The organism is Streptomyces sp. NPDC046985 (genome assembly GCF_040644415.1).
In the GTDB taxonomy this organism is placed as follows: domain Bacteria; phylum Actinomycetota; class Actinomycetes; order Streptomycetales; family Streptomycetaceae; genus Streptomyces.
Window position 1 is genome coordinate 211,600 of the sequence record NZ_JBEYWK010000006.1, and the last position, 26,663, is coordinate 238,262.

Consider the following 26,663-nt stretch of genomic DNA (forward strand, 5'->3'; position numbering starts at 1 on the left):
GGGGCGATACTCGGGACATGCACGACGACGCCGACGCCACCGAGGACAGCGCGAACACGGAGTACGGCGCGGACGACGCCGCCGACGCCGAGGGCGCCCGTAGCACCGACGAGCTGCTGAGGGCGGCGCGCGTCTGGGATCCGCAGGTCACGCGGCTGCCCGCGTTCGACCCGGAGACCGCGCCCGAGACCCCGCTCCCCCTCTTCGCGAACTGGTTCGCCGAGGCGGTGGCGGCCGGTGAGCGGGAACCGCACACGGTGTCGCTGGCGACCTCCGACGAGGAGGGCCTCCCGGACGCGCGGATCGTGATCCTGCACGGCGCCGACGCGGAGGGCTGGTCCTTCGCGACCCACGACGACAGCCGCAAGGGCCGCCAACTGGACGCCCGCCCGTACGCCGCCCTCGTCTTCTACTGGCCCCTGCTGGGCCGCCAGGTCCGGCTGCGCGGCCCGGTCGCCGCCGCCCCGCACGAGCAGTCCCGCGCCGACCTGCACGCCCGCTCCACCGGCGCGCTGGCCGCCGCCCTCACCGGACGTCAGAGCGAGGTCCTGGGCTCCCTGGACGACCTGTCCCGCGCCTCGGAGGCGGCCTGGGAGCAGGCGCGGCGGGCCCCGGAGACCGACGCCCCGTCCTGGACCCTGTACCGCCTCGCCCCCGCGGAGGCGGAGTTCTTCCAGGGCGACCCCGACCGGCGCCACGTCCGGCTGCGCTACCGCCGCACGCCGGACGGCTGGCGCCGGGAACTGCTGTGGCCGTGAGGCGGCCCAAGGCACTGCGGGACACGGGCCAGGCTGACGAGCGCGGGCGCGGCTCCGGCTCGGCTCTGGATGCCGCTACGACTCCGGGCGCGACTCCTGCTCCTGCTCCTGCTCCTGCTCCTGCTCCTGCTCCGGGTGCCGTACGACCCCGAGTGTCCTACGACTCCGCTCCGGCCACGGCTACGGGGCGAGGTCCGGCTCAGGGTCCGTGGACAGGCGGGCGTGGAGGTGGCAGTCGCGGAAGGCGTCGCGCCGCTCCGCCTCCCACATCGCCTCCCGGAGCGTCCCCTCGGGCGGGTAGCCGCACCGTTCGGCGACGCGGCACGACGCCTCGTGCCCGAGGGCGTGGCCCAGTTCGAGGCGGTGCATGCCGAACTCCGTGAACGCCCAGCGCGTGGCGAGCAGCAGCGCCGAGGTGGCGACGCGGCGGCCCCGGGCCTCGGGCAGCACCCAGTAGCCGACCCGCCCGGTGCGCATCGGGCGGCTGACGGCGCCGACGCTGATCTGGCCCAGGATCGCCCCGGTCGCCTCGTCCGCGACGCAGAACGTCACGGCGGCGCTCTCGGCCGCCTCCCGGAGGCGGGTGGTCAGCGCCCCGCGGACCTCCGCCAGGTTCCTCTCGGGCGCCAGCGGCGTGTTCCAGCGCCGGAACTCCGGGTCGGACCGCCCGCGCAGCCAGGCCGCGGCGTCGGTCTCGGACTCCGGGTCCCAGGCGCGGAGCCGCAGACCGCGACCGTGCACCTCGGGGGCGGCGCCGAAGGGAAGCGCTTCGGGTATGTCAGCCATCGGATCATTGTGGCCGACGCCGTGGCGCCTGAGTCCGGGAATTAAAGGGGCGGACCGCGGGGCGGCGGTGCACCACAGGGCCTGGACTCCGCCGGACTCCGCCGGACTCCGCCGGACTCCGGGGAACGGCATCAGGGGCCGACGGCGAACCCCGGGCGCCGCAGGCGGGGTTCGGCGCGGGACGCCGGTAGCCGTCTGTGATCAATCCGCAACCAACTTCCGGGCTTGACGGAACCCCAACAAGCGGGAGCGTGATTACGCTCGCGCTCATGGCCGACTCCCCTTCCGACTCCACGACCGCGGACTCCACGACCGCAGCCGACACCGGCGCCGACACTGCGACGGACGCCGCCGCCCGCGCCGACGCGCCCGCCGCCGGGCGGTCCGCTCCCAGCCGCCCCGTCTACGTCATCGGCGGCGGACCGGGCGGGCTGGCCGCCTCGTACGCGCTGCGCGCGCGGGGCGTACGGGCCGTGGTCCTGGAGCGCTCCGACCGGGTCGGCGCCTCCTGGAGGGGCCACTACGACCGGCTGCGCCTGCACACCACCCGCCGCCTGTCCGCGCTGCCCGGCCTGCCGATGCCGCGCCGGTTCGGGCGCTGGGTCGCGCGGGACGACGTGGTGCGGTATCTGGAGAAGTACGCCGAGCACCACGAGCTGGAGATCGTGACCGGCGTCGAGGTCTCGCGCGTCGAGCGCGCCGCCGACGGCACGGGATGGCTGCTGCGCGCCACCGGCGGCCGGGAGCTGACCGGGTCCGCGGTGGTGGTCGCCACCGGCTTCAACCACACGCCCCGCCTGCCCGAGTGGCCGGGCCGCGCCGGATACGCCGGCGAGCTGCTGCACGCGTCCGCCTACCGCGGTCCCCAGCCGTTCGCGGGCCGGGACGTGCTGGTCGTCGGCGCCGGCAACACCGGGGCCGAGATCGCCGTGGACCTGGCGGAGGGCGGCGCCGGGCGGGTGCGCCTGGCGGTGCGCACCGTCCCGCACATCGTGCGCCGGTCGACGGCGGGCTGGGCGGCCCAGTACACCGGCGTCCTCTGCCGCCGGCTGCCCGTGGCGCTGGTCGACCGGCTCGCCCGGCCGCTGGCCCGGCTGAGCGTGCCGGACCTGTCGGCGCACGGCCTGCCCCGGCCCGAGACGGGCCTGTACTCACGGGTCAAGGAGGGCGCGATCCCGGTCCAGGACGTCGGCCTGATCGACGCCGTGCGCGGGGGCGCGGTCGAGGTGGTGGCCGCGGTGGACGGCTTCGAGGACGGCGAGGCGGTCCTCGCCGACGGCAGCCGGATCGCACCGGACGCCGTCGTCGCCGCCACCGGCTACGCGCGCGGCCTGGAGGACCTGGTCGGCCACCTCGGCGTGCTCGACGCCCGGGGCCGACCGGTCGTCCACGGCCCGCGCACCCCGGCAGACGCCCCGGGGCTGTACTTCACCGGCTTCACCAACCCGATCAGCGGAATGCTCCGCGAACTGGCCGCCGACGCGGGGAGGATAGCCAAGGCGATCGACAAGGCGGCCGCCGCCGGGAAGTCCTCGTGACGCGTCAGGCGACGGCCGGTGATCCGGCCCGCGGCCCGCGCCGGATCACCAGGGCCATCAGCGCCGCCGCCGCGCACAGCGCGCCGGAGGCGTACCAGACCACGTCATAGGAGCCGAAGACGTCGCGCGCGAGGCCGCCGAGGTAGGCGACGAGGGCGGCGCCGACCTGGTGGGAGGCGAGGACCCAGCCGAAGACGATCGCGCTGTCCTCGCCGTAGTGCTCGCGGCACAGGGCCAGGGTGGGCGGGACGGTGGCGACCCAGTCCAGGCCGTAGAAGACGATGAAGAAGATCATCGGGGGATGCACGGCCGGGGCCAGCAGCAGCGGCAGGAACAGCAGGGACACTCCGCGCAGGGCGTAGTAGACGGCGAGCAGGCGGCGCGGCGCCAAGCGGTCGGTGAACCAGCCGGAGGCGATCGTCCCGGCCACGTCGAAGACGCCGACCACCGCGAGCAGCGAGGCCGCCGCCGTGACGGGCATGCCGTGGTCGTGGGCGGCGGGCACGAAGTGGGTCTGGATCAGGCCGTTGGTGGACGCCCCGCAGATCGCGAAGGTGCCGGCCAGCAGCCAGAAGGGGCCGGTGCGCGCCGCGGAGGACAGCGCGGTCAGCGCCCGCAGCGCGGCCCCCGGCGCCGGTTCCGGCTTCGGGACGAACTCCACGGCGCCCAGCGGCCGTTCCCCCACGTCCGCCGGGTGGTCGCGCAGCAGCAGCCAGACGAAGGGGACGACGGCGAGGGCGGCCAGCGCCACGGTGAGCGCCGCGGGCCGCCAGCCGTGCGACTCGACCGTCCAGGACAGCAGGGGCAGGAAGATGAGCTGTCCGGAGGCGGAGGCGGCGGTGAGGATGCCGCTGACCAGGCCGCGCCGGGCGGTGAACCAGCGGTTGGTGACCGTCGCCGCGAAGGCCAGCGCCATCGAGCCGGAGCCGAGGCCGACCAGCAGGCCCCAGCAGAGCCACAGTTGCCACGGCGCGGTCATCCACACGGTCAGGGCCGCGCCGAGGGAGATCACGGTCAGCGCCGCGGCGACCACCCGGCGGATGCCGAAGCGGTCCATCAGCGCGGCGGCGAAGGGGGCGGTGAGCCCGTACAGCGCGAGGTTGAGCGAGACGGCGGCGCCGATCGTGCCGCGCGACCAGCCGAACTCCTGGTGCAGGGGGTCGATGAGCAGTCCGGGCAGCGAGCGGAAGGCGGCCGCGCCGATGATCGTGACGAAGGTCACGGCGGCGACGAACCACGCCCGGTGCACGCGGACGCGGCGCCGGGGCGACCGCTGACCGGCGGCGAGGGCGTCGGATGCGGGGTCGGTTGTCTGGGTCACGTCCTAGAGCCTGCGCCGTGCGGCGACGGCCAACGAGTGGCCCGGAAGACAGTGTTCGCTAGGATCGGGCCATGGACCCGGCCACCGACCCGACCGCCTTCCGCCCGCACCGCGTCGTCGTCCTCGCCCTGGACGGGCTGCTCCCCTTCGAACTGGGCATCCCGCACCGGATCTTCGGCCGCCCCAAGGACGCCCTGGGACGGCCGCTGTACGAGGTCGTCACCTGCGCGGTCCGGGCGCCGGGCCCGGTGCGGACGGACGCCGACTTCGCGATCACGGTCGCGCACGGCCCCGAGGCGCTGGCCGGCGCCGACACCGTGATCGTCCCCGCCTCCTACGAACGGGGCCCGGTCTTCGAGGAGGGCCGGCTGACCGAGGAGCTGGCCGCCGCCCTCGCGCACATCCGGCCCGGCGCCCGGCTCGCCTCGATCTGCACCGGCGTCTACGTGCTGGCCGCCGCCGGGTACCTGGACGGCCGCCCCGCCACCACGCACTGGTCCGACGCCGAGCGCTTCCAGCGGATGTTCCCGCGGATCGACGTGGACGCGGACGTGCTGTTCATCGACGACGGCGACGTGCTGACGTCGGCGGGGGTCGCGGCCGGGATCGACCTGTGCCTGCACATGGTGCGCCGCGACCACGGCGCCGCGGTCGCCAACGACATAGCCCGCCGCACCGTCGTGCCGCCCCACCGCGACGGCGGGCAGGCGCAGTTCATCCAGCGTCCGGTGCCCGACCCGCAGGTGGCGACCACCACCGCGGCGCGCGCCTGGGCGCTGGGGCGGCTGCACGAGCCGATCCAGTTGCGGGACATGGCCGAGCGGGAGGCCATGTCGGTGCGGACGTTCACCCGGCGCTTCCGCGAGGAGGTCGGCGTCAGCCCGGGGCAGTGGCTGACCGGGCAGCGCGTGGAACGGGCCCGCCATCTGCTGGAGTCCACGGACCTGTCGGTCGACCAGGTGGCGCGCGACGCGGGGTTCGGCACCGCGCAGTCGATGCGGCAGCACCTCCAGTCGTCCCTCGGAGTGACGCCCACGGCCTACCGGCGCACGTTCCGAGCGACGACCGCGGACGCCTGAACGCACACGGGACCGAAGTCCGCCGCGCGCAGCGCGCGCCCGCGTACGGGGCGGCCGGGTCGCCCGCCCCCGGCCCCCGGGCCGCACGACGGCGAAGGCCGGGCGGCGGCGGCGAAGGCCGAGCAGCGGCGGCCGGAGGACGGCGGCGGCCGAGCAGCGGCGGGACCGCAGGGCAACAGCCGCAGGGCGGCGGCAGCTCAGCAGCGACGACGGGTGAAGGGCGGCGGCGGCCAGCAGCGACGAGGGCTGAAGGGCGGCGGCTGAAGGGCGACAGCCGCAGGGCACCGACGGCCGGCAGCGACCGCGCGGCGCCCTGCCCGCCACGGGCAGGGCGCCGCGCGGCGCCATACAGTTCCGGCGCGCCGGTCCCGCCCCCCTCGTCCCAGCCGGGAACGGCCCTCGCCGGCCTCGCGACCCGCGCTCGGCGAGGGCTCCGGCGAGCGGGTCCTCGCCGTCCCCTCACGGCGCGTCGCTGCCCACCAGCGTGATCACAAGCACACGATCCGTCAACACCGCATAGTTGATTCACCCGTTATGCCGGGATCGCATCGGACGCGCACGGGAGCACCCCCGGCGCACGGCCCCGCCCAGGCGCCGTGCCCGCGGAACAGGCCGACGAGAACGAAGCCGAGGACGCCGAGGACGCCGTGCGCCGCCCGCAGGGCCGCGCATGCGCAACGCCGCGGCTACACCGCCTCGTAGGCCAGCCCGTCGTAGGCGGGACCCGCGTGCGCGGCGCCCTCGCGCCCGGCGCCGCAGGGCGTCCCGTCGCCCGCCGGGGCGTGGCCGCCGCAGGCCGCGGGCGTCGCCGCCGAGGGCGGCTTCGACGCGCAGCGGTCCAGTTCGCACCAGATGCTCTTGCCACCGCCCTCGGTGCTCCAGCCCCAGCGGTCGGCGAGGCCGTCGACGAGGGCCAGACCGCGGCCGCCCGTGGCCTCGTCGCCCGCGCAACGCGGCACGGGAGCGCGGGCGCTGGCGTCCGCCACCTCCAGACGCACCACGGCCTCGTCGGCCGCCGAGCCGGGCAGCGAGAGTCTCAGCACGGCCGGTCTGCCGGTGTGCACCACCGCGTTGGTGACCAACTCCGAGACGAGCAGCACGAGAGTCTCCGAGAGCGACTCGTCGGCGGCCACCGCCGACACCGCGAGCCGCGCACGCGCCCATCTGCGGGCCCTGGCCACCTCAGCGGGGTCGGGCCGGATCTCTAGCTGCACTTGTAGCACCTGCACCGCTCACACCATCCGAACCGGCGGCCCCATGGCCCCGCGCCGCACGAGGGCCACGATCGCAGCCATTTTCTGCAGGACCAGAACAACGGCCAGAGCAAGGATCACGGACTGTGACTTCCTTGCCGTCCAGCATGGTTGACGTACCGTCACCACAACAAGCGCTTCGGGCATATTCCCCCGCGAAGGACTACTCGTGCGGCATACTGTGCGACGCTCGCCGCAGGGCGTAGCGCAGGCGGGCAGCGGAGGCCGCCCGACCTCACAAGGCGTGACGCGCACCGCCTGTTTCCGGGCCACCGCAGGGGCGGCGCCGGGACAGCCGGCGCTCGGAGCCTCTCGCACCCTGCACAAGGTACCGGAGCGAGACGGCGACTCCGGTACGTGACGGGCCCCGTCGCCGTAACGACTCGCCGACTACGCTCCGCAACCGGCCTGCGGGCGCCCCGGGCGACGGCGCCGCCGCTACTCGGACACGGTGAAGTACCGCGCGACGGCGGGCACGACCTCCCGTTCGCTCACCCGCCCGTCGCCGTCGGCGTCGAGCGCGGCGACGGCGGTCCGCGCGACGTCCTGCGGCACGCCGAGCACCCTGAGCACGCGCACGGCGTCGTCGACCGTGGCGGCCACCGCGTCGCCGTCGGCGCCCGCGACGGCCAGGGCGGCGTGCAGGAAGGGGCGGGCGATCTCGGCGAACCGGTCGGGGTTGTCGCGCAGCCGCTTGACCGCGCCGGTGACGAACTCCTCGCGGCTGATGCGCTGGTCGCCGTCGCGGTCGGCGATCCCCGCCATGCCCTGCCAGAACGCCTCCGCGCCCGCGTAGAGGGCCTGGCCCCGGTCGGAGCGCGCGGGAACGCCGAACTCGGCGAGCAGCGCCTTGGCCGCGACGCTGAAGTCCTCGCGGTCGATGGCGCCGTTGCCGTCCTGGTCGAAGGCGGCGAACCGGGCCGCGATCCTGCGCTCGTACTCGCTGCTGAACATCTTCTCTCCGGCGGCTTCGAGGTGGGGGGAGCGTCTGGCGCCGTGACCGTGCGACGCACGGCGGGCGCGGGTCACGCGGACAGCGGCTCGTCGTCGTCCAACGCCGCCGTGACGTCGGGGTAGACGTCGAAGAGGCGGCGCACGCCGAGGGCGCCGAGCACCCGGTTGACGTGCGAGCCGTCGACCGCCCCGCCGGCCGGCAGGATCAGGCGCAGTCGCCCCTGGCAGGAGCGGATCAGGCGGCGCACGGCGATGAGGACGCCGACGCCGCTGGAGTCGCAGAAGAAGACGTCGGAGAGGTCCAGCACGAGATCGTGCCGTCCCTCGGCCACCACGTCGTGCACCCGCTGGCGCAGCACCGGCGAGGTCACGAGATCCAGCTCGCCCGAGACCCGGAGCACGCTCCACGCGTCCTGCTCGCCGCGCCGGCCGCTCGGCCCTCCGCCGCCCTTCCCGCCTTCCGCGCCCTTCTCACCGCCGGTCTCATAACCGGTCACTTCGAACGCCACGGCTGCCCTCCGCTCGCCGGATCTTCCCGGAACCGCTCGGAAACGGAAGCAGTTCCCACGCTTCTCTTTCCGCGCCGCTGCCCACGCCGCCGTTCCCGCAAACCCCGCACGGCAAACCGGCCCCGGTCACCGACAGACGTGTTTCGGTCACCGTCCCCCGTCTCCCCGGGCACCGTCTCCCGTGCGCGCGGAGTCGGCGGGCGGAGAAGTGGGTAGGCGCGTTCCGAGGCGCCGTCCTCTACCACCTGCGGGTCCCTGGGGGGCGCATATTGCGGTAAAGGGGCGTGCGGGGTCGTACGCGCCGACTGCATGCGAGAGGATTCAGTCGGGGACGCTGGATCCGTACACCGGAGACGGGCGCCGGTTTCGGCCACCGGACGCGGGTGCCGTTCTTCGGACGCCGCGTCAGGCGGGACGAGGCGGAGGCGGCAGCACGGCCGGGTGGGGAGGGGCCGCATGGCGAACAGGAACGCACAGCCGCGCTGGGACCGGGACATGCAGCGGCGGCTCGCCCGCGGAGAGGCGGCCGCCCTCGGCGAGTTGTACGACCGGTTCGCCTCGCTCGTGCACGGCCTCGCCCACCGCGTGCTCGACGACGAGCAGGCCGCGGACGACGTGACCCGCGAGGTCTTCGCCTGCGCCTGGCAGCACCCGGGGAGCTACCGCTCCGACCGCGAGTCCCTTCGCTCGTGGGTCGCCGGACTCGCCCACGTCCTCGCGGTGCGGCGGCTGCGCGCCACCGAGACCGCGGCCCTCGCCCGCCAGGAGGACTCCCCGGAGCTGCGGGAGGACCTGGAGAGCAGGGTGCGCCGCGCCTCGGTGGCCGCACGCGCCGACTACATCGTCCACTCGATGCCCGCGCCGCTGCGCGCGGCGCTGGAGCTGGCCTACTTCCAGCGCCAGGACTGCCGGCAGACCGCCGCCCGCCTCGGCGTCACCGAGGACGAGGCCCGCCGCCGGCTCCGCCTCGGACTTCAGATGCTGGCCACCGCCCACGAGACCGCGGCGTTCGGGTCACCCCCGGAGCAGGACGGAGCGGCATGAGCGGAACAGGACCGCCCGCGGACGACGGCGACCGCGCCGCAGGCGACCGCGCCGCGGACGGCGGCGGGTGCAAGGACCGGCTCGGGCTCGCGGGACGCGGCGGCCCCGCTCGGCGGCCCGAACGCACCGAACGCACCGGACGGCGGGGTGAGAGCGGCCGGCAGACGTGCGGCGCCGTGCTCCGGACCGCCGTCGGCGACGGCGACCGCACGCGGCCCGCGCGGCAACAGCAACCACAGCAACAACCACAGCCACAGCCACAGCCACAGCCGTCGGCGCTGCCCGCCGAACCCGCCGTTCCCGCCGTTCCCGCCGTTCCCGCCGTGTCTTCCGCGTCCGCCGGAGCGGCGGCGTCCGCGAGGGCCGGGGCGGCGGCCTCCGGCGAACACCGCGTCCTCAAGTCGTTCCTCGGCGCCTGGGCGCTGGCCGCCTGCTCCGCTCGTGAGGCGCAGGTCGTCGAGGCGCACCTCGGCGGGTGCGGCGACTGCGCGGAGGAGGCGCTGCGGCTGCGGCACGCGGTCGGCCTGCTGCACCGGTCCGAGCCCCTCGACCTCGACCCGGCCCTGCGCCGCCGGGTCCTGGAGACCTGCCTGGCGCGGCGGCCGGCGCGCTCCCCGGTGCCCGAGTGGGCGGCCCCCTACGACGCCGAGACCGCCCGGCTGGACGCGCTGCTCCAGGACATGGGGGACGCCGAGTGGGACGCGCCGGTGCGGCTGCGGTGGTTCGACGGCGCGGGGACGGCGAGCCGCCGTACCACCGTCGCCGGAGTCATCGGGCATCTCACGAGCGTCGACGGGCTGGTCGCGGTCGCGCTGGGCCTCGACGACCCGCTCGGCGGGGCCGCCGGGCCGACCCCGGCGGCGCGTACCGAGGCGTACTGGCGGGCCCGGCGGACCTCGGCGGCCGGTTCGGTCCGGTCGGCCTGGCGGCAGCAGACGCACGCGCTGGTCCGGGCGGCGTCCCGGGCGGCCTGCGCCGGCCCGCCGCCCGTCGTCTCCTACGGCGCGTTCGCGCTGCCGCTGCCGGACTCGCTGCTCGACCGGGCCTTCGAGTGCTGGACGCACGCGGAGGACATCGCGGAGGCGGTGGACTACCCCTACGGGCCGCCCGCCCCGCGCCATCTGCGCAGGATGATCGACCTCGCGGCCCGTATGCTGCCGGTCGCGCTGGCCGCACAGCGCGAGGCCGGGCTCGCCGCGCCCGCTCGCGACCTGCGCCCGGCGGCCGCGAGGCGTTCCGGGCGCAGCCTGCGGCTGGAGATCGAGGGACCGGCCCGCGGCGAATGGCTGATTCCGCTGGACGCGCCCGGAGCGCAGGACTCCGCCGCGCACCAGGTGGCCCATGTGGCGCTGGACGGCGTGGAGTTCTGCCGGATCGCGGCCGGGCGCCTCGCCCCGCGCGAGGCGGCGGCGGGCCAGGACGGCGACCGGGAGGCGATCCGGGACGTGCTGTACGCGGCGGCGTCGCTGAGCCGGATGTAGCCCACCCGGCCCACCGGGCGCCTCGCACCCGTCGGTCGGGCGGTCGGGCGGTCGGGCGGTCGGCTAGGCGAAGACCACCGTGCGGCGGCCGTTGAGCAGGATGCGGTGCTCCGCGTGCCACTTCACCGCACGGGCCAGCGCCTGGCACTCCACGTCCCGGCCGACGGCGACCAGTTGGTCGGGAGTGACGTCGTGGCCGACCCGCTCGACCCCCTGTTCGATGATCGGGCCTTCGTCCAGGTCGGCGGTCACGTAGTGGGCCGTCGCGCCGATCAGCTTCACGCCCCGGGCGTGCGCCTGGTGGTACGGCTTGGCGCCCTTGAAGCTCGGCAGGAAGGAGTGGTGGATGTTGATGATCCGGCCGCTGAGCTGCTTGCACAGGTCGTCGGAGAGGACCTGCATATAGCGGGCGAGGACGACCAGTTCGACGTTCTCCTCGCGGACCAGCTCCAGCAACCGCGCCTCGGCCGCGGACCTGGTGTCGCGGGTCACCGGGATGTGATGGAAGGGGATGTCATAGGAGCCCACCAGCTCGGCGAAATCGGTGTGATTGGACACCACCGCCGCGATCTCCACGGGCAGCGCGCCGATCCGGGCCCGGAAGAGCAGGTCGTTCAGGCAGTGCCCGAACTTGCTGACCATCAGCACGATCCGCATCCGGTCCTCGGCCCGGTGGATCTGCCAGTCCATCCCGAAGGAGTCGCCGATCGCCGCGAAGCTGGCGCGCAGCTTCTCCACGGTCGCCGGGGCCTCGGCGGAGAAGTGGACGCGCATGAAGAACAGTCCCGTGTCCTGGTCACCGAACTGCTGGCTGTCCACGATGTTGCATCCGGTCATGAACAGAAAACTCGACACGGCGTGCACGATGCCCTTTTTGTCCGGGCAGGACAAGGTCAGGAGGTACTGGTCGGCCGGCTCGGCCGCCGCGGCTCGCGGGGACTGCTCGCTCATGCAGGACAGAGTCCCACACACCGCGCCTCCCACGACGGCGCGCCCGCGGGGCGGAACGGGCGGTTCACCCCACGTCGGCCGGCCGGGCCCGGCAGCGGTCCTCCCTGCCACGCGGTGCGGTCCTCCCCTGTATATGCGGCGCGGGCGCTCCTGTGTATATGCGGCGCGGGCGCTCCTGCTACGCGGCGCGGGTCATGATCCGCAGCACCTCCAGGCTGCGCGGCTGGACCTCCGGGTCGTCGCCGTCGCTCGCCGCCATCCGCACGTGCGCGTCGCGGGCCGCCCGCACCGCCTCCGGCCAGCCGTGGTGGTCGAGGTACGCGGCCACCGGGGCGTCCGGCCCGACCTGGTGCATGATCCGCAGCACCCGCAGCACGGCCGTGTCGACGAGGGCCGCCTCCTGCGAGTCGCGGAAGATCGTGCCGACGTACTTCTCGGCGGACCAGCTATCCAGCCAGGTGTCCTCCACCAGGCGGTAGACGGCGTCGGTGACGTCGCCGTACCCTTCGACCCCCGCCAGCCACACGTCCCGCTGGAACGCCGGGTCGGAAAGCATGTGCAGCGCGGAGCGCACGTTGCTGCGCCAGCGCCACCACGGCATGTCGTTGAGTGGCATGCCGTCCATGGTGGAGGAGCGACGGCCACGACGGGAAGAGTTCTCCGAAGCTTGCACGGTCATCGATCGTACGTTCCCTTCGTCGGCGCGTCGGACGCCCCCCGTTGTTCACCCGCGCGTCACTCTTCGTTGGGTGCGGGTCACTCATCGGTTAGCCATGTGCGGGAATCGTGCGTGTGCATGACCGGCAGGCGACGCACACGCACCATCGACGTCAGTGTCCCCACCGCCCCCCGCCGCTCCGCCCGGCGGCGCAGAGCGCTGCTGGCCGCCGGCGCGCTGGCGGCCGGCGCCTCGCTCACCGCCGGGTGCAGTGCCGTCCCCGGCGTCACCGGGGGCTCCGGGAGCGACACGGTGACCGTCATGACGTGGGCGCCGGACGGCACCAAGACGACGAACAAGCCGGGGATGCCCGCCCTGGCCCGCGCCTACGCCCGCTGGATCAACGCCAACGGCGGCATAGCCGGCCGCAAGCTCAACGTCCTGACCTGCAACGAGGCGAACGACAGCGTGGCCGCCGGGGACTGCGCCCGGCGCGCGGTCAAGGAGGGCGTGGTCGCCGTCGTCGGCTCCTACAGCCAGTTCAGCGACTCCTTCTTCCCGCCGCTGGAGGGCGCGGGCATCCCGTACATCGGCGGCTACGGCGTGACCACGACCGAGTTCACCCGCGCCCAGTCCTACCCCGTCAACGGCGGTCAGCCCGCGCTGCTGGTCGGCCTCGGCAAGGAGCTGGCCTCCCACTGCGGCCCCGTCTCGCTCGTCCGCCCCGACAGCATCGCGGGCGACGAGCTGCCCGGACTGCTCGACGCCGGTCTCCAGGCGGGCGGCCACAGCCGCGCCCACGACGAGATGGCCGCCGAGGACGCCACCGAGTACTCCGCCCCCGCGGACCGCGCGCTGCGGCAGGCCACGGCGGCGCCGGGAAAGAAGGGGTGCGTGATCCCTGCCCTGGGCGAGCGCACCAGCACCTTCATGGACTCCTTCCGCCGCAGCCGGGAGAGCTATCCGCCGGTGCGCACCGACGCCGTGCTCGACAGCGTCGACCAGACGGTGGTCGACGCCAGCGGCGGCGCGTCGGGACCCTACGAGGGGTCGTACGTCACCGGCTGGTACCCGGTGGCCAGCGATCCGCGCTGGGAGCCGATGAAGAAGGTGATCAACAAGGAGGCGTTCGGCGACAACCGCGTCGACCCCGCCGACCCCGGAGTGCAGACGACCTGGATCGCCTACACCGTCCTGCGGGCCGCCCTGGAGAAGATCGGCTCGGGTGACGTGACCGCCGACAGCGTGCGGCGCACCCTCGACGACGGGCTGCGGGTGGACACCGGCGGTCTGACGCCGCCGTTGCAGTGGCGCCCCTCGGGCCCCTTCACCAGCGCCGGGTTCGCCCGGCTGGTCAACGCCGAGGTGACCCTCCAGATGGTCCGCCAGGGCCGGCTGATCGCCGCGCCGAAGGACGTCCTCGACGTGACGAGGACGCTCCAGAACGCGACCATCGACTAAAGCCCCGCTCCGGGGGTCGTCGCTCCCGGAGCGCGCACGGCGGTTCCGGGGCCGGAGCAGCGCCCCGCGCCCCGCGCCGGGCGCCGGGATCGCCGTGCGCCCGCCCGCCATGCGGCGTCCCGCCCGGCGGGCTGGGGGCGCACTCGGCTGCCCCGCACACGACGCGCCGCAGCCGCTCGCGCCGCGTCGCCCCGCTTTCGGGCGGGCGGGCCGCGGGCGGGTGAGCGGGCCGCGGGCGGGTGAGCGACGGGAGGCTGCCGACCTGGTCTCGGCAGGGCGCCCCCAGACCCGGGCTGGGCTGGGCTGGGCTGGGCTGGGCTGGGTGAGGCTGGGCGGCGGCTAGCCAGTGCCGCCGCCGGAAAGGTCCACCGGCGCGCGACGCGTCCGGCGGACCCCTCCGGCCGCAGCCACTAGAGCTGGGTCGGCTGGCGCTCGGTGAGGCCGTATGTGCGGGCGATGGTGTTCCAGAGCTGGGCCGCCTTGGCCTTCTGCGCGCTGGCGACGCCGCTCTGGCGGTTGCCCTGCTGGACCTCGCCGGTGACACGGGCGTGGCCCTTGTGGCAGCCCTTCGCGGCGCCGGTCTGGTCGGCCCAGGCCGCGTAGTGCCGGTCAGCCGACTCCGACGCCTTCCACGCGCTGGTGAGCGCGGCGGTCAGCTCGGCGTGGGCGGGGAGCTTGTCCACGGCCAGCCCGCCCAGCCGGGTCACCAGCTCGCCGCGCTTGCCGCCCGCCGCGCGCAGGTCGTCGCCCGCCTTGCCGAGGTCGGCGCACTTCTTGACGTTCGCCACCGCGTTGATCACCGAGGTGCGGCTGCCGCCGCTGTCGGCCAGCAGCTTGTCCAGCTCGACGGCCTGCGCACGGGCCGCGTCGCCGCCCGGGGAGGCGGAGGAGCCGGCGGTGGGCGCGGTGGCCGAGACGCTGGCCTTCTTGCCGGTGTCGTCGCTGTCGCCGCCGCCGCTGAGCAGGGCCCCGGCGCCCACGCCGAGCGCGATGATCCCCACGCCGACGGCCGCGATCAGCGGCACGCGCGAGCCGCCGCGCCCCCGGCCGCCGTCGCCGTCGTCGCCCCGGCCGTCGAAGGCGCCGCCGCCCGGACCGCCCGGTCCCGGCACGCCGGGTCCCGGCGTGCCCGGCCAGCCCGGACCGGCGCCGTGCGGCTGCTGGACGGGCGGGAACTGCCGGGTGGAGGAGGCGGCGTCGGCGTCGCTGCGGAAGAGGTTGTCGAACTCCGCGGGCGGCTGCCGCTCCCCGGCGGCCGCCGCGCCGTACGGGGCCGCGGCGTCCATGGGCGGGATGTACCGGGTGGCCTCGGCGTCCGGGTCGCCGCCGGACGGCAGCGGGCCGTGGCCGCCCTGCGGGAAGTGGCCCAGGTAGTGGGTCCCCGGGTCGCCGGACGCCTCGGGCGGCGCCGTCCCGGAGGTCACCGGCGGTATGTACTGCGTCGCGCCCTCGTCCGCCGGGGCGGCGGGCACGGGCGGCAGGTACTGCGTGGCGCCCTCGTCCGCCGGGCCGCCGTAGCCGGAGGAGGCCGCCGGAGCGCCGTACGCGGGCCCGTGTCCGGACGGGGCGCCGTAGCCGTGGCCGTCCGAGGCCGCCGGGGGCAGCGGGGCGCCGTAGCCGCCCATGGCGTACGGGTTGGGGGCGGCCTGCTGCGGGGCCGGGGCGCCCTCCGGCGGCAGGGCGCCCGGAGGCGCGGACTGGGCGGCGCCGTAACCGTCCCAGGAGGACTGCGGCGGCTGGTGCTGCTGGGCGCCGGGGTCCCAGGACTGCTCGGACGGGGCGCCCCAGCCCTGTCCGGGCGAGGCGGGCGACGCCTGGCGGCCGTCCGGTCCCCACGGCTGGCCCCAGGCCCGGCCTTCGGCCGGGGCCGGGGGCTGTCCGGCGGGCGGCACGGGCGCGGGACCGCCCTGCCCTCCCGCCGTGCCCGGCAGCAGGGGCTGCCCACCGTCGGAGGGCAGCACGATGCCTTCGCGCGCGGGCCGCGCCGAGGGCTCCTCGCCCTGTCCGCTCTGCGTCACCGGGACTCCTACGTATGGGGGACCTTCGGAATCGTCGGCTCACGCTACCGGGTCCCCGGAGTCCGGTGCCACGCAGCGGGGGGCGCGGCCCCCTTCCCTGGGCCGGCGGTAACAGAACCCGCGCCGGATGCGCTGTATAGGACCTCCGCGCGCGTCAGGCCGCGGCCCGCACCTCCAGCCGCGCCCCGAACTCCCTGACCGCCGACTCCTCCCGGTACGGTTCCAGCCGCTGCTGGAAGTCCTCCAGATACTCCGCGCCCCGGTCGGACCGCAGCGTCTGGAGCAGTTCGACGGCCTTCAGGCCGGTGGCGCAGGCCTGTTCGACCTCCCGCTGCTGCGCCTGCGCCGTGGCGAGCAGCACATAGCCGATCGCCCGGCGCCGGGTCCGCGACGCCGGATGCCCGGCCAGCGCCGCCCGCGCCTGCCGCTCCGCCGCCTCCGGCTGCCCCAGGTCCCGGTAGCAGTGCGCCAACTCGTCGGCGAGATACGCCTCGTCGAAGTGTGCGATCCACGGCGGGTCGTCCCCGGACTGCGGCTCGGCCGCCTCCAGGGCGCCCTCCGCCCGCCCCGCCGCCAGCCGGGCCGCGCGCGCGTCGCCCAGGAGCGCGTGCCCGCGGGCCTCCGCCGCGTGGAACATCGCCTCGGCGCGCGGCGTCACCCGCCCCCGGGCCCCCTCCTGCGCGGCGCGGGCCAACTGCGAGATCTCGCGCGGGTTGCCGAGCTGGGCGGCGAGGTGGCTCATGGAGGCGGCGAGCACGTAGCCGCCGTAACCGCGGTCGCCGGCCGCCTGGGCGAGCCGCAGCGCCTGGATGTAGTACCGCTGGGCCAGACCCGGTTGCCCGGTGTCCACGGCCATGTACCCCGCCAGCTCGGTCAGTCGGGCGACGGCGGCGAACAGGTCGCGGCCCACCGCCTCCCGGTAGGCCCCGGCCAGCAGCCCGGAGACCACGCTGTTGAGGTAGTGCACGACCACCGGGCGCACGTGCCCGCTGCCGTAGGTGTGGTCCAGCTCCACCAGGGCCTGCGTCATGGACCGCACGGCTGACACGTCGGACTGGCCGACCCGCGGTCCGGCGGAGCGCGCCACCTGGCCGTCCGGCGCGGTGATCAGCCAGTCGCGGCTGGGCTCGACCAGCGCGGAGGACGCCACGGCGGAGCCGGACAGGAAGTCGCGCCGTCCCACGTCGCTGCGCCACAGCTCGCAGACCTGCTCGATGGCCCCCAGGACCGTCGGCGAGAACTGGAGGCCCACCCCCGAGGCGAGGTTCTTGCCGTCGGCCATGCCGATCTCGTCGATGGTGACCGTGCGGCCCAGCTTGCGGCCCAGCGCCTCGGCGATGACGGCCGGGGCCCGTCCGCGCGGCTGCTGTCCGCGCAGCCAGCGCGCGACGGACGTCTTGTCGTAGCGCAGGTCCAGGCCGTGCTCGGCGCCGCACATGTTGACCCGCCGGGCCAGTCCGGCGTTCGAGCAGCCCGCTTCCTGGATGAGCGCTTGCAGCCGTTCGTTCGGCTGCCGCGCGACGAGAGGCCGTGCGGCCATGTGGTGACCCCCTGCTTCCTGGCGGCTCGCGTGCGGCTGCCGCGCCTGCCCACGCACCGGGTTGACGTGAAGATCGATGCCCAACGGACATGCTGACAATGCGGGACATGCGCGGATTGCCGGGGTAACAGTGGATGCCCCCGCGTACAGGACTACCCGGCGACCGGCGGCGATCCGCCCGCGCGCCCCCGCCGATGCACCCGTGCGCCCCGGGCGGAGGTCCAGTGCTCCCCTCCCGCGCGCGACGGCCGTGACGTTGCCGCCGGGACCGTACGCCCGGAAGCGGGCAGCCGGGACCGTACGTCCGGGAGCGGGCAGCCGGGCCCGTGGTTTCCCCGCCCCCTCCCCCGCCCCTCGGCGTGGCGTCCCGCCGTAGGGTTCGTCTCTGACGGAGGGAGCAGCGGACGTGAGTACCAGCGCTCTACGCGTGCAGGGGCTGTGGAAGCGGTTCGGTCAGCAGGTCGCCGTGGCCGGGGTCGATCTGGACGTGCCCGCGGGCCGGTTCATCGGACTCGTGGGGCCCAACGGGGCCGGGAAGACCACCACGCTGTCCATGGCGACCGGGCTGCTGCGGCCCGACCAGGGGACCGTCGAGGTGGGCGGCCACGACGTGTGGCGGGACCCGGTGGCGGTGAAGGCGCGGATCGGGGTGCTGCCGGAGGGACTTCGGCTCTTCGAGCGGCTGACCGGACGTGAACTGCTGTCGTACGCCGGGCGGTTGCGCGGGCTGCCCGCGGCCGAGACGGACCGGCGGGCCACGCAACTGCTGGACGTCCTGGACCTGGCCGGGGCCCAGCACAAGCTCGTCGTGGACTACTCGACGGGCATGCGCAAGAAGACCGGTCTGGCCGCCGCCCTGCTGCACAACCCCGAAGTGCTGTTCCTGGACGAGCCGTTCGAGGGCGTCGACCCGGTGTCCGCGCAGACCATCCGGGGCGTCCTGGAGCGCTACACCGCCTCCGGGGCGACCGTCGTCTTCTCCTCGCACGTGATGGAGCTGGTGGAGTCGCTGTGCGACTGGGTGGCGGTCATGGTCGCGGGCCGCATCCGCGCCCACGGCCCCCTCGCCGAGGTGCGCGGCGACGCCCCGAGCCTTCAGCAGGCGTTCCTCGAACTGGTCGGCGCGCAGGACCGGCACGCGGGCGCCGACCTGGACTGGCTGGGCGGCGGCGCCCGATGAGCGACGCCGCCGGCGCCCCCGCCCGGGGCGGCTCGCCCGCTCCCGGCGCGCGCCTCTCCCCCGCCGCCCCGCTCGGCGCCACCCCGCTCGGCGCCGCCGCGCCCGGTGTGCCCGCCGCTCCCGGCGCGCCCGCCGAGTCGGTGACCCGCGTCATGATGCGGCTGAAGCTGTCGCTGCTGCGCAACGGGCTGCGGCGGTCCGGCGGCCGCCGCGCCGCGTACGTCGTCTCGGCCGTCCTGGCGCTGCTGTTCGCCGTGCTGCAACTGGCGGGACTGGTCGCGCTGCGCGGTCACGCGCACATCGCCTCGGCGGCCGTGCCCGTGGTGGCCGTGCTCGCCGTGGGCTGGGCGGTGATGCCGCTGTTCTTCCCCAGCGGCGACGAGACGCTGGACCCGACCCGCCTGGCGATGCTGCCGCTGCGCCCGCGACCGCTCGTCCGGGCGCTGCTCGCGGCCTCGCTGATCGGCGTCGGGCCGCTGTTCACGGCGCTGATCGCGGCGGGTTGCGTGATCGCGGTGGCGCACGGGGCCGTGGCGTACGCCGTCGGGGTCGTCGCGGCAGCGCTGGTGCTGCTGGTGTGCACGGCCCTCGCGCGCGCCGTGGCCGCCGCCAACGTCCGGCTGCTGTCCAGCCGCAAGGGCCGCGACCTGGCGGTGCTCAGCGGACTGGTCGTCGCGGTCGGCACGCAACTGGTCGACTTCGGCATGAGGCAGCTCGGTTCGGCGGGGCTGGAGCGACTGGCCCCGGTGGCGGACGTGCTGAGCTGGGCGCCGCCGGCCTCGGCGGTGGGCGCGGTGGACGCGGCGAGCGCGGGGGCGTACGGCACGGCCGCGGCCAGACTCGCGGTGACCGCGGCCGCGCTGGCCGCCCTGCTGGCGGCGTGGGCGCGCAGCCTGGACCGGCTGATGACCGCCCCGGACGCCTCCACGATCCAGCCCGCCGAGACCGCCGCGGGCGGCCGGTCCCGCACCGCCGGCCTGGCCCGGCTGCTGCCCTCCGGCCGCACCGGCGCCGTGATGGAGCGCAGCCTGCGCTACGTCTGGCGGGACCCCAAGACCAAGGCGGCCTGGGTGACCTCGCTGGCCATCGGCCTGATCGTGCCGGTGTTCAACGCGCTCCAGGGCACCGGGACGCCCTACTTCGCCTGCTTCGCCGCCGGGATGCTCGGCGTCCAGATGTACAACCAGTTCGGGCAGGACACGTCGGCGTTCTGGATGGTGGCGCTCGCCGTCTCCACCCCGCGCGACGCCTATCTCGAACTGCGCGGCCGGGCCCTGGCCCTGCTGCTGGTGACCGTGCCCTACGCCGTGCTGGTCACCGCGCTGACGACCGGCCTGCTCGGCGACTGGTCCCGGCTGCCCGAGGTGCTGGGACTGTCCTTCGCCCTGCTCGGCGCCATGCTCGCGACGGGCGCGTGGACCTCGGCTCGCTTCCCGTACTCCGTCCCGCAGGAGGGCCACAAGAACGTGGCCCCCGGTCAGGCCGGGCTCGCCTGCGTCGCCATCGTCGGCGGCATGGTCTCCTCGGCCCTGCTGTCGGCCCCCGTCATCGCGCTGGCCGTCTGGACCCACGTCAGCGCGAGCGGCGGCCACTGGAGCGGCCTGGTCCTCCCGGTGGGCGCGGCGTACGGCGCCGGGCTCACCCTCCTGGGCCTCCGCCTGGCCGCCCCGCGCACAGCGGCCCGCCTCCCGGAGATCCTGGCCTCGGTGAGCAGGGGATGAACGCGGCGGGCGCCCCGACCCCGCCGGGGCGGGCGGGGCGCCCGTGGGCGCCTGGCGGGGCGCTCGCTGGCGGCCGGCGGCGTTCGCGGGGGCCGGGGGCTCGGCTCTGACGCGGCGCGGGCGGCAGGGAACGCTCTACGCGCGCGGGCGGCCGGGGACGGCTCTACGCGGCGCCGGGCGGCTGGGTAGGGCTCACGTAAGCGGCTGAGGGCCGCTCACGGCGACGCGGCGCCGGGCCGACCGGCTACGGCTCACGTCAGCGGCTGAGGGTCGCTCACGGCTACGCGGCGCCGGGCCGACCGGGTACGGCTCAGCGGCTGAGGGGCGCTCACGGCGTCAGGACCTCCTTCAGGAAGGGCTCGACGGCCGCGCGCCAGGCGTCCGGCTGGTCGTAGTGGACGAGGTGACCGGCGTCGGGGACCTCCGCGTACCGGCCGTGCGGCAGGACGCGCACCATCTCCTGCGCCTCGGCGCGGCCCAGTTCGCCGTCGAGGCCGCGGACGACAAGGGTGGGGCAGCGGACCTGGGCCAGCTCGTCCCAGTGGGCGTCGTAGACCCAGCTCTCGCGGGCGACGAGCATCTGCTCAGGGTCGAAGACGGGGCGCCAGCCGTCCGCGCACTCGTGCATGATCTCGGCGTAGAAGGCGCCGCGGGCCGGGTTGGGGCGCTCCACCCAGGGGTCGTCCTCGCCGAACCACTTGCGCGCGTCGGCGAGGGTGGCGAAGGGCGTGGGCCAGGCCGCGAACCAGTCCTCCCACTCGCGCTGGGAGGCCGCGCCGAGCGCGGAGGCCCGCATGTCGCAGATGACCACGCCGCGCACCAGGTCGGGGCGCTCCGCGGCGAGCTGCCAGGCGGTCAGGGCGCCCATCGCGTGGCCGACGAGCACGGCGGGGCCGAGTCCGAGCTGTTCCAGGGCGGCCCCGGCGTCCTCCACGTAGGCGTCACGGGTGTGGGCCGTTCGCGGGGGCTTGTCGCTCTGGCCGTGACCGCGCTGGTCGAGGGCGACGGCCCGGTGCCGGCCGGAGAGCCAGCGGGCGGTGCCGGCCCAGTGCGAGGCCCGGCCCATGAGCCCGTGCAGCAGGAGCACGCCGGGCCGGGACGCGGGGTCCGCCGCGCGGGCGTGCTCGGCTTCCGGTTCTGGCGGCTCGGGCGGCTCGGGCGACGCCCGGCGCCGACGGGATCCCGCCTGGGCCGGGATGAACGGCCGGTCCCGCGGAGGCTCGGCGAACTCCCAGGCGGCGAGCCGCACACCGCCCGCCCCGGTCACGTCGATGCGTCGAACCACTGGTCCTGGCACCCCCCTGGATCCGTCCCGCCCGCTGGCGCGGGTCGGGGCGGCCGGCTCTGTGTACCGCGTTCCGCTTGTCCGTTGCCGTGTATACGCCGTCGCACGCCATGGTGCACGTAGGGCGGCGTCCGGGTCACGCATGACCCTCTCTCAGGCTATCGAATACTCATTCGAAAGAGCCCGTTTCCGCGCGAACACCCCTCGTTCGAGTGACCCCCTGTGAGGCATGATCGCCGCCGCCACGGGGAGATCTTCAACGGGAGGCGGACCACTCGGGGAAAAGGGGTCCGATAGGGGACGACCCTGGGAGCTCGGGGCTCCGGGTCGTGACAGGGGAGGAATGGCCCCGGCGTCGTACGGCGCCGGGGCCTTCCCCATGTCTGCGGCACATCCTCCCCACTCCTTCGAGTCATATGCCTCTGGTGACAGCCTCCCACGCGAACGGCGCGGGCGCTGCGCTCCGACGCGCTGCACTCGTAAATCACGCCAGCCCTCCGGACCGCGCGCACTCCGGGCCGCGCACCGGCCCGGAGAGACGGCCGCCGGGGGCGAGGAGGGAGCGGGGCGCGGGGTGGCGAGAGGGAGAGCCGAGGGCGGGAGTGGGGGGGGGGACGGACATGGCGCGGGAGCGGCCCGACCGGGGCCGGTCAGACCCGGTCCCGAGACTGGTCAGGACCAGAGACCGGTCAGGCCCGAGCCCCGTCAGGCCCGGAGACCGGTCAGGTCCGAGCCCCGTCAGGTCCGAAGGCCGGTCAGACCCGGAGACCGGTCAGACCCGAAGGCCGGTCAGACCCGGAGACCCGTCAGACCCGGAGACCCGTCAGACCCGGAGACCCGTCAGACCCGGAGACCCGTCAGACCCGGAGACCCGTCAGACCCGGAGACCCGTCAGGTCCGGAAACCCGTCAGGTCCGGAAACCCGTCAGGTCCGGCGGCCGACCGTGGCCGGATCGGGGTCAGCGCTTGGCGACGAAGACGTGCGAGGCGACGTCCGCCGCCAGCTCGGCGGCCTCGCCGCCGCTGCCGACCAGCACCCCGCCGGCCGCCTCCGTCACGCTCACCACCGATCCGGGCCGCACGCCCGCGCGGCGCAGCGTGTGCATGAGCTGCGCGTCCGTCTGGATCGGCTCCCCGATCCGGCGGACGACGACCGTCTTGCCGTCGGCGCCCGGGTCGAGGTCGGCCAGCGAGACCATGCCCTCGTCCAGGAACGGGTCGGCGCCGTCCTTCTCGCCCAGCTCCTCCAGGCCCGGGATGGGATTGCCGTACGGCGACTCGGTCGGGTGCCGCAGCAGCTCCAGCACCCGGCGCTCGACCGCCTCGCTCATCACGTGCTCCCAGCGGCACGCCTCGGCGTGCACCTGCTCCCACTCCAGGCCGATCACGTCGACCAGCAGGCACTCCGCGAGCCGGTGCTTGCGCATGACCCGCGTGGCCAGGCGGCGGCCCTCGTCCGTCAGCTCCAGGTGCCGGTCGGGGGCCACCGAGACCAAGCCGTCGCGTTCCATCCGCGCGACCGTCTGGCTCACCGTCGGCCCGCTCTGGTCCAGCCGCTCGGCGATCCGGGCGCGCATGGGGACGACGCCTTCCTCCTCCAGCTCGAGGATGGTGCGGAGATACATCTCCGTGGTGTCGATCAATCCGGACATACGTGCCCCTCGATTAGCTCTGAGTAGCTCTAAGCTCTGCCGCGGCTCGACGGCTCCGGCAGGTGCGCCGGCCCTGACGTCAATTCTGACGCATGGCGCCGACAACCGGAGCGCTCCGTCGCCGGAGCGGTCCGGGCGCGCCCCCGCGGCCGTGCCGCACGCCCGTGTTGACAGGACTCTGGTCCAGACCTCACCGTGATCCGCGGCACACAGGCCGGGGAGTGACAGCCCCCGCAGCCCCGCAGGCACTCCGGAGGGATCCCGCATGAGCGACCGCACGCTGGCCGGCCAGTTCTTCGACGCGGCCGTCGGCCTGCTCCAGCGGGTCCGGGACGAGGAGGCCGAGTCCGTGGCGGCCGCCGGCTCGCTGCTCGCCGACACCGTGGCCACGGGCGGCCGCCTGTTCGCCTTCGGCGCGGGCCACTCCTCGCTCGCCGCCCAGGACGTCGTCTACCGGGCCGGCGGCCTCGCCCTGATGAACCTGCTCGCCGTCCCCGGCACGGTCGGCGTCGACGTCGTGCCCGCCACCCTCGGCTCCGCCCTGGAGTGCGTGGACGGCCTCGCGACGGCCGTGCTGGACAGCTCCCCCCTGCGGTCCGGCGACGCCCTGGTGATCGTCTCGCTGTCCGGCCGCAACGCGCTGCCCGTCGAGATGGCCATGACGGCCCGCGAGCGGGGCGTGAAGGTCATCGGCGTGACGTCGGTGGCGTACGCGGCGCAGACCGCCTCGCGGCACGCCTCGGGGACGTTCCTGAAGGACCACTGCGACCTCGTGCTCGATTCGAAGATCGCCGTCGGCGACGCGGAGCTCACCGCGGACGCCGTCCCGGCGCCCTTCGCCCCGGCCTCCACCGTCGTCACCTCGGCCCTGCTCCAGGCGGTCGTGGCCACCGCCGCCGGCGCCCTGGCCGAGCGCGGCGTCGAGCCGCCGCTGCTGCGCTCGGGCAACGTCGACGGCGGCCACGAGTGGAACGCCCGGCTGTTCGAGCGGTACGCGGACCGGATCTTCTACCGCCGCTGACTCCGCCCCCGCCTCTGTCCCTGGCCCGGCGGCCCCCTGCGGTGCGGCGCGGCGCGGATTCACTCGATCCGGCCGTCTTGCGGGAACTCGATGTGCGCTGCGTCACGTTCACGTTCAATGAGAGGCAGTGAGCGAACCGGCGCGCCGTGCGTGCGGGCGCAGGCTGCGCAGGGGGTCCAGGTGAGTGCTTCCCGGCATGGCGGGTCCACCGACGAGCTGGGGCCGGAGGAGCCCGAGCCGGGTCGGAGCGGTCCGCGCGACAAGCGGGACGAGGACGGGGTGCGGGACGAGGACGGGGTGCGGGACGAGAAGGACGTGCGGGACGGGCGAGACAGGCGGGTCGGGCAGGACGGGCGCGGCGACGCGGGCGCGCGGAACGCGGCGGAGAGCGGGCAGGAGGACGACGCGGCCGGTCCGGCGGACCGTGACGGGACCCGGGAACGGCACGCCCCCGGCGAGGCGGGCGGTCCGGGCGGTCCCGGCGACCCCGTAGGCGCTGGCGATCCGGGCGGTCCCCGCGATCCCGTAGGCGCCGCCGATCCACGCGGCCCCGGCGATCCCGTAGGCCCCGGTGACCCCGTAGGCGCCGCCGATCCGCGCGGCCCCGGCGACCCCGTAGGCGTCGACGATCCGCGCGGTCCCGGCGACCCCGTAGGCACCGGCAATCCGCGCGATCCCGTAGGCACCGGCGATCCCGTAGGCGCCGGCAATCCGCATGGCCCCCGCGATGCCCTAGGCGCCGACGGTCCCCGCGACCCCGTAGGCGCCAGCGGTCCCGTAGGGACCGCCGATCCCGTCGGCCCCGACGACTCCGCTCTGCTCGCCGCTCTGCTGGACGGCATGGACGCGGCTCTGTGCGCCTTCGACGCCCGGGGCGCGGTGACGCACTGGAACCGCGAGGCCGAGCGCGTCCTCGGGTGGAGCGCGGCGGAGGCGGTGGGACGGCGCGGCCTGGCCGGCTGGGCGGTGCGCAGCGCGGACGCCGAGGAGGTCGAGCGGCGGCTGACGTCGGCCATGCACGCGCCCGGCCGCCAGGTGCACGAGTTCGCCCTGCTCACCAAGGACGGCGGCCGGGTGCTGGTGCGCACCCAGTCCGCGGCCGTCCGCGGACCCGACGGCGGGGCCGCGGGGCTGTACTGCGCCTTCAGCGAGGTGCACACGCAGATCGACCTGGAGCGGTCCATCGCGCTCAGCGAGGCCCTGTTCGACGACGCCTCCTGGGGCGTCGTCGTCATAGACGCCGACCTGCGGCCCGCCGTGGTCAACGCGCACGCCGCCCGCGCCCTCGGCGCCGGGCGCACGGCGGCGCTCGGGCGGCCGCTGGGCGAGCTGCTCTCCCACGGCGCGGAGGAGGTGGAGAGCGCCCTCACCCACGTCCTGGCCGAGGGGACGCCCCGCGCGCCCGCCGAGATCTGGGTCGGGGTGCGCACGCCGGACGGCGAGCGGCGGCGCTGCTGGCGCTGCGGATTCGTCCGGCTCGCCTCGCCGCTCGCGGAGGAGCCCGTCCCGCTGGGCGTCGCCTGGCTCTTCGTCGACGTCACCGAGAACCGGCGGAGCGAGCAGGAGGCCGCGCTCCTGCGGTTCCGCACCAACCAGGTGCACCGGGCGGCCCGCGCCGCCGCCGAGTGCGAGAACCCGCTGGAGGCCGCCGCCGTCCACCTGGACTTCGCGCTCGCGGGCTTCGCCGACCACGCCCTGATCGACCGCGTGGCCGACGGCGCCGCCCCGGGCGAGGGCGTCTCCGCGGCCCCGGTGCGCCTGGTCCGCCTCGCCGCCACGCCCGCCGGGGACCCCGGGCCGAGCCTGCTCACCGGCCGCGCGGGGCTGCCCGTGCGCTACGGCGAGGGGCATCCGGCCCTGCGGTGCGTCGAGCGGACCGGCTCCGTGCGGACCGAGGCGGGACGCGAGCCGGCCGAGCGGGCGCGCGAGCGGGCCCTCTCCCGGCAGTGGCCCGCGGACGCGGTGCACGCCCTGTGCGCGGTGCTGCGCAGCCGGGGCCGGACGCTGGGCGTGCTGACCTTCCTGCGCGGCGCCGGCCGCCCCGCGTTCGAACGGTCCGACGCCGCGCACGCCGAGGACGTGGCCGTACGCATCGCCGCGGCTCTGGATCTGGCCGGGCTCGAAAAAAGCGGTTGATGAAGCGGACGCGGCTTCCTAGGCTTGTAGTCACTTCGGAAAGGAGGTGGTTCGGCAGATGTATGACAACCGGACGGAAGAGGTGGCTGCGGGCTGACGGCCCGTCACCACATTCTTGTGCGGTGCCGGACCGGCGTGGACTGGATCCACGCGACCGGCCCAATCCCACGCAGTCACCCGACCCGCGAACTCGCCGGCGCGTCCGGCCGGCCCCCCGCCGCCAGGCGGAGGACCCGAGTTCGCGGGTCGCCTGCGTACGGGGCCCGGCAGCCGCGCCTGACCGTTCAGGCCGCCCCGGCGCGTCCGTTAGTGCTGTG

General features: G+C 75.5%; 21 protein-coding genes and 1 pseudogene. 10 read left to right on the forward strand and 12 right to left on the reverse strand.

Annotated features, from left to right (window positions below; all coding sequences use genetic code 11):
- Positions 1–17: 17 nt before the first annotated feature.
- Positions 18–758: a pyridoxal 5'-phosphate synthase gene (locus ABZ861_RS10170; protein ID WP_361626705.1), complete on the forward strand. Its 741-nt coding sequence runs from the start codon at positions 18–20 to the stop codon at positions 756–758.
- 180 nt (positions 759–938) lie between these two features.
- Here the strand turns inward: ABZ861_RS10170 and ABZ861_RS10175 are convergent, their stop codons facing one another.
- Positions 939–1,544: a GNAT family N-acetyltransferase gene (locus ABZ861_RS10175; protein WP_361626708.1), complete on the reverse strand. Its 606-nt coding sequence runs from the start codon at positions 1,542–1,544 to the stop codon at positions 939–941.
- A gap of 269 nt (positions 1,545–1,813) precedes the next feature.
- Here ABZ861_RS10175 and ABZ861_RS10180 point away from each other — a divergent pair, with 269 nt between their 5' ends.
- Positions 1,814–3,082, forward strand: coding sequence for an NAD(P)/FAD-dependent oxidoreductase (locus ABZ861_RS10180; protein WP_361626711.1), 1,269 nt, complete (start codon positions 1,814–1,816; stop codon positions 3,080–3,082).
- 4 nt (positions 3,083–3,086) lie between these two features.
- Here ABZ861_RS10180 and ABZ861_RS10185 read toward each other — a convergent pair whose 3' ends face one another.
- Positions 3,087–4,403, reverse strand: a complete 1,317-nt coding sequence (locus tag ABZ861_RS10185; protein ID WP_361626714.1) for an MFS transporter — start codon at positions 4,401–4,403, stop codon at positions 3,087–3,089.
- A 71-nt stretch (positions 4,404–4,474) separates the two neighbouring features.
- On the opposite strand from ABZ861_RS10185, the gene ABZ861_RS10190 reads away from it, so the two are divergent.
- A complete protein-coding gene (locus ABZ861_RS10190; RefSeq protein ID WP_361626717.1) occupies positions 4,475–5,482 on the forward strand; it encodes a helix-turn-helix domain-containing protein in 1,008 nt (335 codons plus the stop codon).
- A 686-nt stretch (positions 5,483–6,168) separates the two neighbouring features.
- Here ABZ861_RS10190 and ABZ861_RS10195 read toward each other — a convergent pair.
- The 3 genes from ABZ861_RS10195 to ABZ861_RS10205 form a co-directional block, all read right to left on the reverse strand.
- Complete coding sequence (locus tag ABZ861_RS10195; protein ID WP_361627034.1) at positions 6,169–6,696, reverse strand: ATP-binding protein; 528 nt, start codon at positions 6,694–6,696, stop codon at positions 6,169–6,171.
- 477 nt (positions 6,697–7,173) lie between these two features.
- Positions 7,174–7,689, reverse strand: a complete 516-nt coding sequence (locus tag ABZ861_RS10200; protein WP_361626720.1) for an EF-hand domain-containing protein — start codon at positions 7,687–7,689, stop codon at positions 7,174–7,176.
- Positions 7,690–7,760: 71 nt separating this feature from the next.
- Complete coding sequence (locus tag ABZ861_RS10205; RefSeq protein WP_361626723.1) at positions 7,761–8,198, reverse strand: STAS domain-containing protein; 438 nt, start codon at positions 8,196–8,198, stop codon at positions 7,761–7,763.
- 456 nt (positions 8,199–8,654) lie between these two features.
- Between ABZ861_RS10205 and ABZ861_RS10210 the strand changes: the two genes are divergently transcribed.
- Together ABZ861_RS10210 and ABZ861_RS10215 are read left to right on the forward strand one after the other, a co-directional pair.
- Positions 8,655–9,242 carry a sigma-70 family RNA polymerase sigma factor gene (locus ABZ861_RS10210; RefSeq protein WP_361626726.1) on the forward strand — a complete coding sequence of 196 codons (588 nt, stop codon included), beginning with the start codon at positions 8,655–8,657 and terminating at the stop codon, positions 9,240–9,242.
- A complete protein-coding gene (locus tag ABZ861_RS10215) occupies positions 9,239–10,723 on the forward strand; it encodes a maleylpyruvate isomerase N-terminal domain-containing protein (protein WP_361626729.1) in 1,485 nt (494 codons plus the stop codon). Before ABZ861_RS10210 ends, ABZ861_RS10215 begins: the two co-directional genes overlap by 4 nt.
- Positions 10,724–10,786: 63 nt before the next feature.
- Here ABZ861_RS10215 and purU read toward each other — a convergent pair whose 3' ends face one another.
- Entirely contained in the window at positions 10,787–11,674 is an 888-nt protein-coding gene (gene purU / locus ABZ861_RS10220; protein WP_361626732.1) for a formyltetrahydrofolate deformylase, read from the reverse strand.
- Positions 11,675–11,852: 178 nt separating this feature from the next.
- Entirely contained in the window at positions 11,853–12,353 is a 501-nt protein-coding gene (locus tag ABZ861_RS10225; protein ID WP_361626735.1) for a hypothetical protein, read from the reverse strand.
- Positions 12,354–12,470: 117 nt separating this feature from the next.
- Between ABZ861_RS10225 and ABZ861_RS10230 the strand changes: the two genes are divergently transcribed.
- Positions 12,471–13,793: an ABC transporter substrate-binding protein gene (locus ABZ861_RS10230; RefSeq protein ID WP_361626738.1), complete on the forward strand. Its 1,323-nt coding sequence runs from the start codon at positions 12,471–12,473 to the stop codon at positions 13,791–13,793.
- Positions 13,794–14,203: 410 nt separating this feature from the next.
- Here the strand turns inward: ABZ861_RS10230 and ABZ861_RS10235 are convergent, their stop codons facing one another.
- Positions 14,204–15,811, reverse strand: coding sequence for a hypothetical protein (locus tag ABZ861_RS10235; protein WP_361626741.1), 1,608 nt, complete (start codon positions 15,809–15,811; stop codon positions 14,204–14,206).
- Positions 15,812–15,965: 154 nt separating this feature from the next.
- The gene (locus ABZ861_RS10240) at positions 15,966–17,351 is read right to left on the reverse strand and encodes a transcriptional regulator (RefSeq protein ID WP_361626744.1); all 1,386 of its coding nucleotides are present in this window, start codon (positions 17,349–17,351) and stop codon (positions 15,966–15,968) included.
- A 385-nt stretch (positions 17,352–17,736) separates the two neighbouring features.
- On the opposite strand from ABZ861_RS10240, the gene ABZ861_RS10245 reads away from it, so the two are divergent.
- Together ABZ861_RS10245 and ABZ861_RS10250 are read left to right on the forward strand one after the other, a co-directional pair.
- Positions 17,737–18,531, forward strand: coding sequence for an ABC transporter ATP-binding protein (locus ABZ861_RS10245; protein WP_361627037.1), 795 nt, complete (start codon positions 17,737–17,739; stop codon positions 18,529–18,531).
- 152 nt (positions 18,532–18,683) lie between these two features.
- Positions 18,684–20,252: a transporter gene (locus tag ABZ861_RS10250; protein ID WP_361627040.1), complete on the forward strand. Its 1,569-nt coding sequence runs from the start codon at positions 18,684–18,686 to the stop codon at positions 20,250–20,252.
- A gap of 328 nt (positions 20,253–20,580) precedes the next feature.
- Here the strand turns inward: ABZ861_RS10250 and ABZ861_RS10255 are convergent, their stop codons facing one another.
- A complete protein-coding gene (locus ABZ861_RS10255) occupies positions 20,581–21,537 on the reverse strand; it encodes an alpha/beta hydrolase (protein WP_361626746.1) in 957 nt (318 codons plus the stop codon).
- Between the two features lie 959 nt (positions 21,538–22,496).
- Positions 22,497–23,189 carry a metal-dependent transcriptional regulator gene (locus ABZ861_RS10260; RefSeq protein WP_361626748.1) on the reverse strand — a complete coding sequence of 231 codons (693 nt, stop codon included), beginning with the start codon at positions 23,187–23,189 and terminating at the stop codon, positions 22,497–22,499.
- 265 nt (positions 23,190–23,454) lie between these two features.
- Between ABZ861_RS10260 and ABZ861_RS10265 the strand changes: the two genes are divergently transcribed.
- Entirely contained in the window at positions 23,455–24,210 is a 756-nt protein-coding gene (locus ABZ861_RS10265; protein WP_361626751.1) for an SIS domain-containing protein, read from the forward strand.
- Between the two features lie 114 nt (positions 24,211–24,324).
- On the opposite strand, the gene ABZ861_RS10270 is transcribed toward ABZ861_RS10265, so the two are convergent.
- Positions 24,325–24,927 (reverse strand): hypothetical protein, encoded by a 603-nt coding sequence (locus ABZ861_RS10270; RefSeq protein ID WP_361627054.1) that lies wholly within the window; start codon positions 24,925–24,927, stop codon positions 24,325–24,327.
- Positions 24,928–25,026: 99 nt separating this feature from the next.
- Here ABZ861_RS10270 and ABZ861_RS10275 point away from each other — a divergent pair.
- Positions 25,027–26,346, forward strand: a pseudogene (locus ABZ861_RS10275) (PAS domain-containing protein); the annotation flags it as partial.
- Between the last annotated feature and the right edge of the window lie 317 nt (positions 26,347–26,663).